General features: G+C 69.2%; 13 protein-coding genes. 1 reads left to right on the top strand and 12 read right to left on the bottom strand.

What is annotated here, in order from left to right:
* Positions 1 to 20 precede the first annotated feature (20 nt).
* Positions 21 to 773 carry a triose-phosphate isomerase gene (gene tpiA / locus EER27_RS05275; protein ID WP_123086975.1) on the bottom strand — a complete coding sequence of 251 codons (753 nt, stop codon included), beginning with the start codon at positions 771 to 773 and terminating at the stop codon, positions 21 to 23.
* Between the two features lie 132 nt (positions 774 to 905).
* Between tpiA and EER27_RS05270 the strand changes: the two genes are divergently transcribed.
* Positions 906 to 1,460, top strand: a complete 555-nt coding sequence (locus EER27_RS05270; protein ID WP_123086974.1) for a DNA-deoxyinosine glycosylase — start codon at positions 906 to 908, stop codon at positions 1,458 to 1,460.
* A gap of 93 nt (positions 1,461 to 1,553) precedes the next feature.
* Here the strand turns inward: EER27_RS05270 and EER27_RS05265 are convergent, their stop codons facing one another.
* The 11 genes from EER27_RS05265 to aroC form a co-directional block, all read right to left on the bottom strand.
* Positions 1,554 to 2,510, bottom strand: coding sequence for an isopenicillin N synthase family dioxygenase (locus EER27_RS05265; RefSeq protein ID WP_123086973.1), 957 nt, complete (start codon positions 2,508 to 2,510; stop codon positions 1,554 to 1,556).
* A gap of 76 nt (positions 2,511 to 2,586) precedes the next feature.
* On the bottom strand, positions 2,587 to 3,933 hold the full coding sequence (glmM, locus tag EER27_RS05260) for a phosphoglucosamine mutase (protein WP_123086972.1): 1,347 nt from the start codon (positions 3,931 to 3,933) through the stop codon (positions 2,587 to 2,589).
* Positions 3,930 to 4,835 (bottom strand): acetyl-CoA carboxylase, carboxyltransferase subunit beta, encoded by a 906-nt coding sequence (accD, locus tag EER27_RS05255; protein ID WP_123086971.1) that lies wholly within the window; start codon positions 4,833 to 4,835, stop codon positions 3,930 to 3,932. The genes glmM and accD overlap by 4 nt, the downstream gene beginning before the upstream one ends.
* Before the next feature lie 117 nt (positions 4,836 to 4,952).
* Positions 4,953 to 5,765, bottom strand: a complete 813-nt coding sequence (gene trpA / locus EER27_RS05250; protein ID WP_123086970.1) for a tryptophan synthase subunit alpha — start codon at positions 5,763 to 5,765, stop codon at positions 4,953 to 4,955.
* 237 nt (positions 5,766 to 6,002) lie between these two features.
* Complete coding sequence (trpB, locus tag EER27_RS05245) at positions 6,003 to 7,220, bottom strand: tryptophan synthase subunit beta (RefSeq protein ID WP_123086969.1); 1,218 nt, start codon at positions 7,218 to 7,220, stop codon at positions 6,003 to 6,005.
* 119 nt (positions 7,221 to 7,339) lie between these two features.
* Positions 7,340 to 7,993: a phosphoribosylanthranilate isomerase gene (locus EER27_RS05240; protein WP_123086968.1), complete on the bottom strand. Its 654-nt coding sequence runs from the start codon at positions 7,991 to 7,993 to the stop codon at positions 7,340 to 7,342.
* Positions 7,990 to 8,823, bottom strand: coding sequence for a tRNA pseudouridine(38-40) synthase TruA (gene truA, locus EER27_RS05235; protein ID WP_123086967.1), 834 nt, complete (start codon positions 8,821 to 8,823; stop codon positions 7,990 to 7,992). The genes EER27_RS05240 and truA overlap by 4 nt, the downstream gene beginning before the upstream one ends.
* A gap of 3 nt (positions 8,824 to 8,826) precedes the next feature.
* Positions 8,827 to 10,899, bottom strand: coding sequence for a FimV/HubP family polar landmark protein (locus tag EER27_RS05230; protein WP_190285656.1), 2,073 nt, complete (start codon positions 10,897 to 10,899; stop codon positions 8,827 to 8,829).
* A gap of 76 nt (positions 10,900 to 10,975) precedes the next feature.
* Positions 10,976 to 11,992, bottom strand: coding sequence for an aspartate-semialdehyde dehydrogenase (locus EER27_RS05225; protein WP_123086965.1), 1,017 nt, complete (start codon positions 11,990 to 11,992; stop codon positions 10,976 to 10,978).
* Between the two features lie 28 nt (positions 11,993 to 12,020).
* On the bottom strand, positions 12,021 to 13,031 hold the full coding sequence (locus EER27_RS05220) for a 2-hydroxyacid dehydrogenase (RefSeq protein ID WP_123086964.1): 1,011 nt from the start codon (positions 13,029 to 13,031) through the stop codon (positions 12,021 to 12,023).
* A complete protein-coding gene (gene aroC / locus EER27_RS05215; protein WP_123086963.1) occupies positions 13,018 to 14,121 on the bottom strand; it encodes a chorismate synthase in 1,104 nt (367 codons plus the stop codon). Before aroC ends, EER27_RS05220 begins: the two co-directional genes overlap by 14 nt.
* Between the last annotated feature and the right edge of the window lie 125 nt (positions 14,122 to 14,246).

Genomic DNA, 14,246 nt, shown 5'->3' with positions numbered 1-14,246 from the left:
TCCGGGCGTATCCCGGTCGATCAGGAAACCATTGCCGCGACGATGGCGTTGTAGTCCGCGGCAACCAGCGAGGCGCCACCAACCAGTCCACCATCGACATCTGCCTGGGAAAACAGCTCGCCGGCATTATCGGCCTTCACGCTGCCGCCGTACAAGAGCGGTAGCGAGCCAGCGATTCTAGCATCGTATGCAGCGATTTCGCTACGGATGAATTGATGCACCGCCTGCGCCTGCGCCGGCGAGGCGGTTTTGCCCGTGCCGATCGCCCAGACGGGCTCATAGGCGATGATCGCGCCTTCGAATGCAGCCGCCCCGCCGTGTTGCAGCACCGGGCCCATCTGCTCCTGAAGGCGCCACTCGGTCTGGCCGTCTTCACGCTCGTTCAGGGTCTCGCCGATGCACAGGATCGGTGTCAGGCCGGCGGTCTTGGCGGCAAAGAACTTGCGCGCAACCAGTTCGCTGGTTTCACCGTGGTACTGGCGACGCTCGGAATGGCCGACCAGGCCATAGGCCGCGCCCACGTCGACGAGCATGGCGGCGGACACTTCACCGGTGAACGCACCCTTTTCGTTTGCGCTGACATCCTGGGCACCGAACGACAGACCGCGCGGGCCGTAATGCTCGACCAGCTCTCCCAGGTACGGCAGCGGCGGCAGGACGATGCGCTCGACACCCTGCGGCGCGGCCGCCGACGCGATGGCGTCGAGCAGTTCGAAGGCGAACTTGCGGTCTCCGTGCAGCTTCCAGTTACCGGCTACGATCTTGCGGCGCATCGAGCGCTCCCAGGCTTGCGAGGCCGGCAAGTCTACCGCAGAGCACCCAGATTCCGGCCAGCCGGCGCCGCTGGCGGCCGTATCGCCCACCGCCGTCAGGTACTGACGGGGCCCAGAGTTCACGCCATCGCCATGCCCATCGCACCATCCCCATCGCCACGACTGCGCGGGTTCGCGCCGCACGCACGCGCCGATGCGCGCGTGCTGATTCTCGGCAGCATGCCGGGCGCGAGATCGCTACAGGCCCAGCGTTACTACGCTCATCCGCAGAACCGGTTCTGGCCGTTCATGGGCGAACTGGTCGGCGCCGCCCCTTCCCTGCCCTATGGCGAGCGCCTGCTGCGACTGGCGACGGCCGGGATTGCCCTGTGGGATGTGCTGGCCAGTTGCGAACGCGACGGCAGCCTGGATTCGGCAATTCGCGATGAAGGCGCTCAGGCCAATGATTTCGTCGCGTTCTTCGACGCCCATCGCCGCATCCGCAGGGTGCTGTTCAACGGTGCGAAGGCCGAAAGCAGCTTTCGGCGCCGGGTGCTACCCGGTCTTGCCGATGCCGGCCGGCTGACGCTGGTGCGGCTGCCCTCGACCAGTCCCGCCAACGCCTCCCAACGCGGCGACGCCAAGCTGGCCGCCTGGCGCGACGCGCTGTCGGATGCCGGTGTCGACGTGGGTGCCCGGCAGGACTGATTCGCGATCGCGCGCCCTGTCCACGCACCAGACAAGCGAAAGCCCCGCTCGCGCAGGGCCTTGCTGGGTGTGCAGGCTGGATGGGGCCGGTGCCTACTTGAGCTTGATTTCGCGCAAACGCTCTTCGAGATAGCCCTGCGCCGTGATCGGCTCGGGATAGCGCTTGGGATTGTCGGGCGTGATTGTCGAAGGCAGCACGTCGATCAGGAAATCCGGATTCGGGTGCAGGAAGAACGGCGTGGAGTAGCGCGGCTGGCGCGCCTTCTCGCCCGGCGGGTTGACCACGCGGTGGGTGGTCGACGGGTACACGTGGTTGGTCAGGCGCTGCAGCATGTCGCCGATGTTGACCACGATGGTGTCGGCGTCGGCGGTGAACGGCACCCACTCGCCCTTGCGCGACTTCACCTCCAATCCCTCGCTGCTGGCACCCACCAGCAGCGTGATGAGGTTGATGTCCTCGTGCGCGCCGGCGCGCTCGTTGGGGATGTCGTCGCTGGTGATCGGCGGATAGTGGATCGGGCGCAGGATCGAGTTGCCCGAGTCGGTCTTGTCGGCAAACCAGTTTTCCGGCAGGCCGATGTGCAGCGCCAGCGCCGAGAGCACGCTCGCGCCAAGCAGGTCGAGCGCGTTGTACAGGCCATAGGCGTGTTCGCGGAAGCCGTGCACCTCGTCCGGCCACAGGTTGGCCGGCATGTCCGAGGCGTACCTCGAGTCACGCGGGATCTCGCGCCCGACGTGCCAGAACTCCTTGAGATCGAAGTACTTGGAGTCCTTCGCGGTCTCGACGCCGAACGGCGTGTAGCCACGCGCACCGCCACCGCCGGCGACGTGGTACTTGCGCTTGGTTTCCTCGGGCAGGGCGAAGAAGCCCTTGAACACGTCGTAGGAGTCGTCGATCAGCTGCTGCGCGATGCCATGCCCGCGAATCCCGGCAAACCCCCACTCACGATAGGCCGCGCCGAGCTCGGCGACGAACGCCACGCGGTCTTCGGCGCTGGCGGGTTGGGTGAAGCGGCGGATGTCGAGCGTCGGGATCTGCGCAGTGGTCATGGATATGCCGTTCCGGGATTGGCGTTGATGGATGGCGGAAGTCGGGTCGCTGACGGCTGCGGCCAGCGCGATCGGGTCAGTTCGCCGCCGCGCGGACGGCGTCGGCAAGGCGATCGAGCGTGGACTGCATGAGCCCGTGCTCGTCGGCTTCGACCGTGACACGCACCACCGGTTCGGTACCAGACGGACGCAGGAACGCACGCCCGCGCCCTTCCACCGCCGCCTGCGCCTCGGCCAAGGCGGCCTTGACCGAATCGGCCTCGCTCGGCTGACTACCTGCCGCCGAATAGCGCACGTTGACGGTCTTCTGCGGCACCTTGGTGAAGCCGGCGAGCGCTTCGCGCAAGGAGATGCCGCGGCGACGCAGCACTTCCAGCACCTGCAGCGCGCTGACGATGCCGTCGCCGGTGCTGGCACGGTCCAGGCACAGCAGGTGACCCGACGCTTCGCCACCCAGAACGCCGTGGTTGGCGATCAGCTGCTGGTGGACGTAGCGGTCGCCGACCTTGGCGCGGATGAAGCCCAGGCCCTGCTGCTCGAGCGCGCGCTCCAGGCCGTAGTTGGTCATCAGCGTGCCGACCACAGGACCGCGCAGCCGGCCGCTCTGGCGCCAGTCGCTGGCCAGCACGTACAGCAGGTCGTCGCCATCGCAGACCACGCCGTCGCCATCGACGAACAGCACGCGATCGCCATCGCCGTCGAAGGCAATGCCCAGGTCCGAGCCGGTCTCGCTGACGCGCGCGGCCAGGAAGCCCGGGTGGGTGGAGCCCACGCCGTCGTTGATGTTGACGCCGTTGGGGTCCGCGCCGATGGCGTCGACGACGGCACCCAATTCGCGCAACACCAACGGGCCGATCTGGTAGGTCGCGCCGTTTGCGCAATCGACCACGATGCGCATGCCGCTGAGGTCGAAACCGCGCGGCACGGAATTCTTGCAGGCCTCGATGTAACGGGCCTTGGCGTCATGGCCACGCACGGCCTTGCCAAGCTGCTCGGACGGCACGGTGCGGAACGGCTCGTCGAGTGCCGCCTCGATGGCGAGCTCGGTGGCATCGTCCAGTTTCTCGCCTTCGGCGGAGAAGAACTTGATGCCGTTGTCGTGGTGCGGGTTGTGCGACGCCGAAATCACGATGCCGCCGTCGGCGCGCATCGAACGCGTGAGGTGCGCCACCGCCGGAGTCGGCATCGGACCGACCAGTTGCACGTCGACGCCGGCGGCGACCAGCCCGGCCTCGAGCGCAGCCTCGAACATATAGTTGGAGATGCGCGTGTCCTTGCCGATCAGCACCAGCGGACGACGCCATTCGCGACGCGGCAGCGCCAGGCCGTAGGCATTGCCCAGGCGCAGCACGAAGTCGGCCGAGATCACACCCTCGCCCACTCGACCACGGATGCCGTCGGTACCGAAGTACTTGCGACTCATGCGCGGTTCCCCTCGACCACGATCTCCGCGTCGTCCTCGGGTTGCGGTTGCTTCATCAGCATCGCCAGCAGGTGCGCCAGGCGATCGCGCATCTCGCGACGATCGCAGATCTGGTCGACCGCACCGTGGTCCAGCAGGAATTCGCTGCGCTGGAAGCCTTCGGGCAGCTTTTCACGCACGGTCTGCTCGATCACGCGCGGACCGGCGAAGCCGATCAGCGCCTCGGGCTCGGCCATGTTGATGTCGCCCAGCATGGCGAACGACGCCGACACACCGCCGGTGGTGGGATGCGTCATCACCGAGATGTACGGCAGGCCCGCCGCCCGCAGGCGACCAAGCGCCGCCGACGTCTTGGCCATCTGCATCAGCGAGAACAGGCTTTCCTGCATGCGCGCGCCGCCGCTGGCGGAGAAATTGACGAACGGACAGCCCAGCGCCAGCGCCCGCTCGGCGGCCAACGCGAAGCGCTCACCGACCACCGAGCCCATCGATCCGCCCATGTAGGCGAAGTCGAACGAGGCGGCGACCAGGTCACGCCCCTTCAGCTTGCCCTGCATGGCGACCAGCGCATCACGCTCGCCGGTGGACTTCTGCGCGGCCTTGATGCGCTCGGAATACTTCTTCTGGTCCTTGAACTTGAGCACGTCGACCGGGCCCAGTTCGGCACCGATCTCGGAACCACTGTCGGGATCGAACAGCGATGCCAGGCGCGCGCGCGCGCGGATCGGCATGTGGAAGCTGCACTTGGGGCAGACCTCGAGGTTTTCCTCGAGCTCCGGGCGGTAGAGCACGGCGCCGCAGCGGTCGCACTTTTCCCACAACCCCTCGGGCACGCTGCGTCGTTTGGCCGTACCGGTTTCGGTGCGGATTCCGGACGGCATGAGTTTCTTGAGCCAGGACATGCGTTGGGTTTTTCCCGTTCGGGCCGGCTGAGCCGGCCGTTGTTCAGACGGGCCGCGACGCCTTCCGGGCGGTCTGCGGCCAAGCGTGGGAGTTTAGCGCAGGCGCCCGATGCCGCCTCAGGCGGCGACGTTGGCGTCCAGCGCGGCGCGCAGTGGCGCCAGGAACTCGCCGGCCAGGCGAGCGGCGGTTGGCGCGTCCGCCGCCTCGCCGATCGCGGCGACCAGGGCGCTGCCGACCACCACGCCATCGGCTTCGCGGGCCATTTCACGGGCGCTGGCGGCGTCCTTGATACCGAACCCGGCGACCACCGGCACCTTGGCCTGGGCGCGAATAGCGTGCAGACGGCTGCTGGCGACGCCGGTGTCGAGGCGATCGGCGCCGGTCACGCCGGCATAGCTGACGTAGTACAGGTAGCCCTCCCCTTCGGCGCAGATCAGCGCCATCCGGGCATCGGACGTGGTCGGCGCGGCCAGCAGGATCAACTCCAGGCCGTGCGCGGCGAAGCCCGCGCGGAAATCGGCGGCCTCCTCGGGCGGCAGGTCGACCAGCAGGATGCCGTCGACGCCGGCACCCACCGCCTCGGCAGCAAATGCCTGCGCGCCACGGATCTCGACCGGGTTCAGGTAGCCCATCAGCACCACCGGCGTTTCGGTATCGCGCTCACGGAAGGTGCGCACGGTGTCGAACAGGTAGGCCAGACTGGCACCGCGCGCCAGGGCGCGCTCGGAACTGCGCTGGATGGTCGGGCCATCGGCCATGGGATCGGAAAACGGGACGCCCAGCTCGATGACGTCCGCCCCGGCCTCGACCAGCGCATGCATGACCGGCACCGTGGCCTCCAGCGACGGATCGCCGGCGGTGATGAACGGCACCAGGGCCTTGCGGCCGGAGGCCTTGAGCTGGAGGAAGCGCTTGTTGGTTCGGGTCATGGCGGGAAGTCTTTGACGCGGGTGGGCGCCGATGGGAACGGATCGATGCCATGCGCGGCGATCGATCCATCGCGTTGCAGGCTCGACCGGATCGGCGAGCCTGGATAACCGGCGGCAGTCAACCGGCGCGGGGTGGAACGCTTGCGAGATCCGGTCGTGCGTCCGGTCGACGGCCCGCGCGACGGCGGGAATCGGCGCACGCGCCACCCTGCCCGCTGCGACCGCCACCGGCAACCATCAGAACGTGATGCCCTCGCGGCCGGCGATCGTGTGCACGTCCTTGTCGCCACGGCCGGACAGGTTGCACAGCACGATCGCGTCCTTGGGCAGCTCGCGGGCCAGCTTCACCGCCTGTGCGATGGCGTGGCTGGATTCGAGCGCCGGCAGGATGCCCTCGGTGCGGGCCAGCTGGTGGAACGCCGCCAGCGCCTCGCCGTCGGTCACGCCGACGTACTCGGCACGGCCGGTGTCCTTGAGGAATGCGTGCTCGGGACCGACGCCCGGGTAATCCAGTCCGGCCGAGACCGAATGCGTCTCGATGATCTGGCCGTCGTCGTCGCACAGGACGTACGTGCGGTTGCCGTGCAGCACGCCGGGGCGACCGGCCGCCAGCGACGCCGCATGGCGCCCGCTGTCGATGCCGTCGCCGGCCGCCTCCGCACCGACCAGTCGCACGGCGCGGTCGTTGAGGAAGGCATGGAACACGCCGATCGCGTTGCTGCCGCCGCCGACGCAGGCGGTGACCGCGTCCGGCAGGCGGCCGTACTCGGCCAGCATCTGCGCGCGCGCCTCGCGTCCGACCACGGCGTTGAAGTCGCGGACCATGCGCGGGTACGGGTCGGGACCGGCGACGGTGCCGATGATGTAGAAGGTGTCCTGCACGTTGGTGACCCAATCGCGCATCGCTTCGTTGAGTGCGTCCTTGAGCGTGGCCGAACCGCTGGTCACCGGCACCACCGTCGCGCCGAGCAGCTTCATGCGGTAGACGTTGATCTTCTGGCGCTCGATATCGGTGGCGCCCATGTAGACCACGCATTCCAGACCGAGTCGAGCCGCCACGGTGGCGCTGGCCACGCCGTGTTGCCCGGCGCCGGTCTCGGCGATGATCCGGGTCTTGCCCATCCGCGAGGCGAGCAGCGCCTGGCCGATGGTGTTGTTGATCTTGTGCGCGCCGGTGTGGTTGAGGTCCTCGCGCTTGAGCAGGATGCGCGCGCCGCCCACTTCGCGGCTCAATCGCTGCGCGTGGTAGATCGGGCTCGGCCGTCCGACGTAGTGCGCCAGGTCCTGTTCGAACTCGGCGATGAAGGCCGGATCGATGCGCGCCGCGTCGTACGCGGTCGCCAGTTCCTGCAACGGTCCGATCAGGGTCTCGGCGACAAAGCGCCCGCCAAAACGGCCGAAGTGTCCATCGGCATCGGGATAGGCGTGGAAATCGGTGATGTGGTCAGTGGGCATCGCAGCAGGTCGTGGTGGGCTACGGGCGGTCGCAGCCGGCGCCCGAGTTTAGGGCATGCCGGGCCGGCGATGGCGTCGCGCGCGGGTCTGCCGGTCCGGTCCCGGGATAAGTTGCAGGCTCACCGATCGAGGCGATCGGCGCGACACACTTCCTCGACGAAGCGGCGCATGCGCGCGCCGTCCTTGATGCCTGGCGCGCTCTCGATGCCACTGGACACGTCCACGCCCCATGGCCGGGTCGCGCGTACGGCATCGAACACGTTGTCGGGGGACAAGCCGCCAGCGAGCAGAAACGGCTTGTGCATCGCCTGCGGAATGCGCGCCCAGTCGAACGCCAGCCCACTGCCACCCGACTCGCCGCGCGCGTGGCTGTCGAGCAGGAAGCCGGTCGCCGCCGGGTACTGCGCCTCGAGTGCGGCCGCGTCGGCAGACGCATCGCCGCCCATCGCGACGGCCTTGATGTACGGCACGCCGAAGCCGCGGCAGAACGCGTCGTCCTCGTCGCCGTGGAACTGCAGCAGGCTCGGCCGCACGTGGTGCACGACATCGCGCACCTCGTCGGCATCGTTGTCCATGAACAGCACCACCGCGTCGACCAGTGGCGCCAGCGCATCGCGCAAAGCGCGCGCCTGGTCCACCGCGAGCCGGCGTCGGCTGCGCGCGGCAAAAACAAATCCGACCGCATCCACGCCCAGCGCGCACGCCAGGTGGACGTCCTCGGCGCGGGTCAGGCCGCAGAACTTGATGCGCGTGCGCAATGGTGCGTGCGTCACAGCGTGACCTCGTCGGGAAGCAGCCAGTGCGCCGGATAGCGCGGGCCGACGAACACCAGCCCCGCCGAGGGCGCAGTGGGTCCGGCGACGGCACGATCGCGCCCGGCCAGCAGTTCGGCGATCCAGCGTTCGGGCTGATCGCCGCGCCCGACCGGCAGCAGGCTGCCGACGATGTTGCGAACCATGTGATGCAGGAACGCGTTGGCCTGCACTTCGATCTCGACCACGTCGCCCTCGCGGCGCACCGCGATGAACTGCAGGTCGCGCCGCGGGTGCTTGGCCTGGCAGTGCACGGTGCGAAACGCCGAGAAGTCGTGTTCGCCCAGCAATGCCTGCGCGGCACGGTGCATCGCGTCGGCATCGAGCGGTCGCCGCTCCCAGCTCAGGTATTGGCGATGCAGCGCCGGCCGCACGGGCCGATTGAGGATGCGGTAGCGATAGCGGCGCGCGCGCGCGGCGAAGCGCGCATGGAAGTCGTCGGCGACCACCTGGCACCAGCGCGCGCACACCGCCGGTGGTAGGCGCGAAGTGGTGCCGAGTACCCAGGCGCGTGGATCGCGCTCGGCCGGGCCGTCGAAATGCACCACCTGTGAGGCCGCGTGCACGCCCGCATCGGTGCGGCCCGAGCAGATCACCTCGATCGAGCGCCCGGCGACGAACGACAGCGCGGCCTCCAGCGCCGATTGCACGGTCGGTTCACCCGGTCGATCGGGCTCACCGTGCTTGCTCAGGCGCTGCCAGCCCGAGAATTCGCCGCCGTCGTATTCCACGGCCATCGCGTAGCGCCGCAATGCGACCGGGGCGGCGGCCGCCGGCAGGTCCTGCTCCATGGGCTACTCGAGGTCGCGCAGCATCCGCGTCGCCTGCTGGCGGGCGGCAAGATCGCCGTTGACGACCACTTCGCCCAGCAGCTGGCGCGCGCTGGCCAGGTCACCCAGATTGAGGTAGGCGCGTGCGAGTTCCAGGCGATCGTAACCGCCGCCCTCGCTGCTGTCGGACTCGTCGGACTGGGCGGTCGGACCGGAATGCCAGGTCGGTGCGCGCTTGCTGGGCAGCACTTCGCGGTCGCGGCGGTCCCAGAACGGCAACGTGCCCTCGCCTTGCAACTGGGCAGCCGGCGCGGCGGCGACCAGCTCGGGGGCCGGGGCCGGGACCGGAGCTGCCGCCTGCGTCACGACGACGGGTTCGTCGTCAGCCTGCGGCGCTTCGGCATAGCGGTCGGCCAGCTCGTGGTCACCGGCATCGGCGGCCACTCCGGCGTCGTCGAGCAGTTCGCCGGTCTGGAGGTCGGCCACGTCCTGGCTGTCGAACGCGTCCGCCTGCACGGCCAGGGCATCGTCCAACGGCGCCGCGACGGCGTCGTCGGATGTCGCGATGGGCAGGTCGGGACGTTGCGCCACGGCCAGCGGGAAAGCGTCGGCCAGCGACGAGCTGCCGGCCGTCGCGGCCGGGGCACGGAACGAGGGCGTAGCCGGCGAGCGCCGGCGCATCCACCAGCCACCCAGCAGCAACGCCGCCAGCAGGCTGCCGCCGCCCAATAGCCACGGCATCCAGTTTGCGGCCGGCGGGGCCGGTTGCGCGGCCTGCGAAGCGCCAAGGCGCTGTTGCACCGCGGCCAGTTCGGTGTCCTTCATGGCCAGCAACTGCTGCTGTTGCTGCTGCAGCTTCTCGAGCTCGGCGACGCGCGCCTTCATCTCGGCCAGTTCGGCTTCGCGCGCGACCAGCGCCTCTTCCTTCTGTTGCAGTTCCTGTCGCAGCATCTCGCCCCCACCGCCGCCGGTCATGCCGGATTGTGTGCCCGCCCGGGTCGCGTCGCTGGCGCCGGGCGGAACGATTTCGAGCCGCGCATCGGCACTGCGCCGAGCGCCACCGGCCTGGCCCGCGGGCGCGGCCGAGGCCACCGCGGCAGGGCTGGCGCCCGTGTCGGCGGAAACCGGCTGCGGCACGGCGCGGCGATTGCCACGCCATTCCTGCACCTGGCTGCGCACGATGGCGGTGGCCTGCGCGGACTCGATGCCCGCCAGGTCGCCGGCACCAGGAACGCGCAACACCACGCCCGCTTTGAGCTGGTTGATGTTGCCGTCGATGAACGCGTCCGGATTCGCGCGCAGCAGCGCGATCATCGACTGGTCGAGCGTGCCGTCCAGACCCAGCTGGCCGGCGATGCGCGAGAGCGAATCGCCGCGCTGGACGGCGTACTGACCGTCCGATCCCAGCGACGGTGCCGGTGTTGCCGGCGGCGTCGCCATCGCCAACGGCGCACTGGCCGGCAACGGCTCGGGCTGGGTCGGCGGGATGGCGTTGTCGGCACCCGGCACGGGCACGGGCTCGGGCGTGGCGTCGGGCGTGGTGCCCGGCGCCTGGGGATTGTTTGCGAGGGCCTCGGCGGCCACCGTTCCGGGATCGGCCGGTTGCAGCTCGGGCTCGCGCACGATGGCATTGGACGGCCCAACCACCGGCGCTTCGATCACCGGTTGCGACGGCGCGGACACGGTGCGCGGCGTGTCGATCAGCGCCGAATACTCGCGCACCAGCCGGCCCTGGCCCCAGTCGACCTCGATCAGGAAGGTCAGCAGGGGCTGGTCGACCGGCTCGTCGGTGGTGACCCGGATCACCGGGTTGCCGGCGGCATCCAGGGCGGAACTGAATCGCAGGCGGGCGACGATGCCCTCGGGCGGCCGCAGGCCGATGCGCGCAAAGGTGTCGGGCGAGGCGAGGTTGGCCTGCAGTTGTTCAAGCTCGGCCGGATCGCTGGAGATGATCGGGATCTCGGCCAGCAATGGCTGGCCCAGCCGCGACTTGAGCTCGATCTGGCCGAGCCCGAGCGCCGCGGCGCTGCCACTGGCGGCTGCCAGTACCAGTGCCAACGCCATCTTCAACGGTCGATACCGCGCGATTGACTTCACTACCACTCCTGCCCTTCCCCTTGGCCGCGACTCTAAAGGGGGTCGCGGCATGCGTGCAATGCAACGGTGTCGCGGTTCAGCGTTCGGCGATGACCAGCTCGGCCAATTGCACGGCGTTCAGAGCTGCTCCCTTGCGGATGTTGTCCGACACCACCCACAGGTCAAGCCCGCGCGGGTGCGAGATGTCCTCGCGGATGCGGCCCACGTAGGCGGGGTCGCGGCCGGAGGCGTGCGTGACCGGGGTCGGGTAGCCGCCATTCACGTGCTCGTCCACCACCTCAACGCCCGGCGCCTTCTCCAGCAGCGCTCGTGCCTGGGCGGCGGTGATCTTCTCGCGGGTCTCGATGTGCACAGCCTCGGAATGACCATAGAACACCGGAACGCGCACCACCGTGGCGTTCACCAGGATGGAATCGTCGCCGAGGATCTTGCGGGTCTCCCAGACCAGCTTCATCTCTTCGCTGGTGTAGCCGTTCTCGAGGAAATCCCCGCCCTGCGGGATCACGTTGAACGCGATCTGCACCGGGTAGACCTCCGGCTGCACTTCCTGGAAGTTCAGCAGCGCGGCGGTTTGCCGGCCCAGCTCTTCCAGCGCGCGCCGGCCGGTGCCGGACACCGACTGGTAGGTGGCGATGTTGATGCGCTCGATGCCCACGGCGCGATGGATCGGCGCCAGCGCCACCATCAGCTGCATGGTCGAGCAGTTGGGGTTGGCGACGATGCCGCGCGGACGGTGCTTCAGCGCCTCGGGATTGACTTCCGACACCACCAGCGGCACGTCGGCGTCGCCGCGGAACACCGAGGAGTTGTCGATCACCACAGCGCCCGCGGCGGCGAACCGGGGCGCGTATTCCTTCGATACCGAGCCGCCGGCGGAGAACAGCGCGATGTCGATGCCGGTCGGATCGAACGTCGCCAGGTCCTCGACCACGATCGTGCGCGCGCCGTACTCGAGTTTCTCGCCGGCCGAGCGCTCGCTGGCGAGCAGGTGCAGTTTGCCGATCGGAAACTGACGCTCTGCGAGGACCTTCAGCATGGTTTCGCCGACGGCACCGGTGGCACCGACGACTGCTACGTTCACGGTCTTGCTCATGGAAACACCTGGGGGAGGTTGAAGGACGTCAGCCGGACGCCGCACGGGCGCCGGGGTTGAGGAGCGAAGGTGGTTTTCCGGCAGCGGGGCCGAATCCCAGTGCCGCGGTCAGATTGTCCACGGCCAGCGCCACCATCGCACGCCGGGTGGCAAGGCTGCCACTGGCAATGTGCGGCGTCAGCACCGCGTTGCGCAGGGCCAGCAGCCGCGGGTTGATGGCCGGCTCGCCCTCGAACACGTCCAGGCCTGCTGCGGCAAGGCGCCCGTTGGCCAGCGCATCGGCCAGCGCGTCCTCGTCCACCACGCCGCCGCGGGCGATGTTGGTCAGCGTGGCGTGGGCCGGCATCCGTGCCAGCGCCGCCGCGTCGATCAGATGATGGTTGGCCGGCGTGTACGGCAACACCAGCATCAGGTGGTCCGATTGCGCCAGCAGCGTGTCGAAGTCGACGTAGTGCGCGGCGCAGGCCTGTTCCACCTCGACCGGAAGGCGGCTGCGGTTGTGGTAACGCACGCGCATGTCGAAGCCCGCCGCGCGGCGCGCGATGGCCTGCCCGATGCGGCCCATGCCCAGGATGCCCAGCGTGCTGCCGTGCACGTCGCCGCCCAGCAGCGTCTCGAAGTTCCACTGCTGCCAGTGGCCGTCGCGCAGCCAGCGCTCGGCTTCGCTGATGCGCCGGGCGGCGGCCATCATCAGCGCCCAGCCGAAATCGGCGGTGGTCTGGGTGAGCACGTCCGGGGTGTTGCTGGCCAGGATGCCGGCCTGCGTCAGCGCCGGCAGGTCGAGGTTGTTGTAGCCGACGCCGACATTGGCGATTACCCGCAACCGGGACGCCCCGGCGATCTCGGCGGCACCGATGCGGTCGTTGAGGGTCACCAGCGCACCGTCGACATCGCCCAGCGCCTGCGCGATGTCCTGCGGCGAGTGCTGGGTGATCGTATCGACCGTACGCACGTCGAAGTGCTCGCGCAGGCGCGCGATGACGTCTCCGAAGAGCGGCTGCGATACCCAGACGCGCGGGCGCGGATCAGCCACCGACATGGCCCGGGATGCGAGGCGTGATGTCGCCCACGTCGCCGCACTGCGCGCGATGGCGCAGTGCCTGGTCGATCAGCACCAGCGCCACCATCGCCTCGCAGATCGGCGTTGCGCGAATGCCCACGCAGGGGTCGTGGCGGCCGGTGGTGATGACTTCGACGGTATCGCCGTGGATGTCCAGGCTGTCGACCGGCAGGCGCAGGCTGGAGGTGGGCTTGAACGCGGTCGAGCAACGCAGCGGCTGGCCGGTGCTGATGCCGCCCAGGATGCCGCCGGCGTGGTTGGAGGCAAAGCCGCTGGCAGCCATGTGGTCGCGATGCTCGCTACCCAGCTGCGCCACCGACGCGAATCCGTCGCCGATCTCCACGCCCTTGACCGCGTTGATGCTCATCAGCGCTGCGGCCAGTTCGCCATCGAGCTTGCCGTAGATCGGCTCGCCCCAGCCCGGCGGGAGGCCGTCGGCGATCACGTCGACCCGCGCGCCGACCGAATCGCCGGACTTGCGCAGCGCATCCATGTAGGCCTCCAGCGCGTCGACCTGCGCGGCATGCGGCCAGAAGAACGGGTTGTCCTCGACCACGGTCAGGTCGTAGCCAGCCGGGGTGATGTCGCCGATCTGCGACATGAAGCCCTGCACACGGACGCCGTACCGCTGCGCCAGCCACTTCTTGGCGATCACGCCGGCGGCCACGCGCATCGTGGTCTCGCGCGCGGACGAGCGTCCGCCGCCGCGCGGATCGCGGATGCCGTACTTCTGCCAGTAGGTGTAGTCGGCGTGGCCGGGTCGGAACTGCTCGGCGATCTTCGCGTAGTCCTTGCTGCGCTGGTCGGTGTTGCGGATCAGCAGCGCGATTGGCGTGCCGGTGGTCAGGCCTTCGTAGACGCCGGACAGGATCTCCACCTCGTCGGCCTCGTGGCGCGCCGAGGTGTGCCGGGTCTTGCCGGTGGCACGGCGAGCGAGGTCGTGGCGGAAGTCGTCGGGCGTCAGCGCCAGGCCCGGCGGGCAGCCGTCGACCACGCAGCCGATCGCCGGCCCGTGGCTCTCACCGAACGTGGTGACGGAGAACAACTTTCCGAACGTATTGGCCGACATCAGGACATCTCCAGGTTCTGTTGGCCAGGCCCGCACGTGTGCCAGGACGACCGCCATGCCCCCGGCGCCATCTGCCCGGCCAGCGGTGTTGCCGCAGCGACCGGGAGCAGCGCCAGGATTTCGAC

The sequence above is a fragment of the Montanilutibacter psychrotolerans genome (assembly GCF_003719825.1).
Taxonomy (GTDB): domain Bacteria; phylum Pseudomonadota; class Gammaproteobacteria; order Xanthomonadales; family Xanthomonadaceae; genus Montanilutibacter; species Montanilutibacter psychrotolerans.
This window is presented reverse-complemented; position numbering and strand designations above follow the sequence as displayed.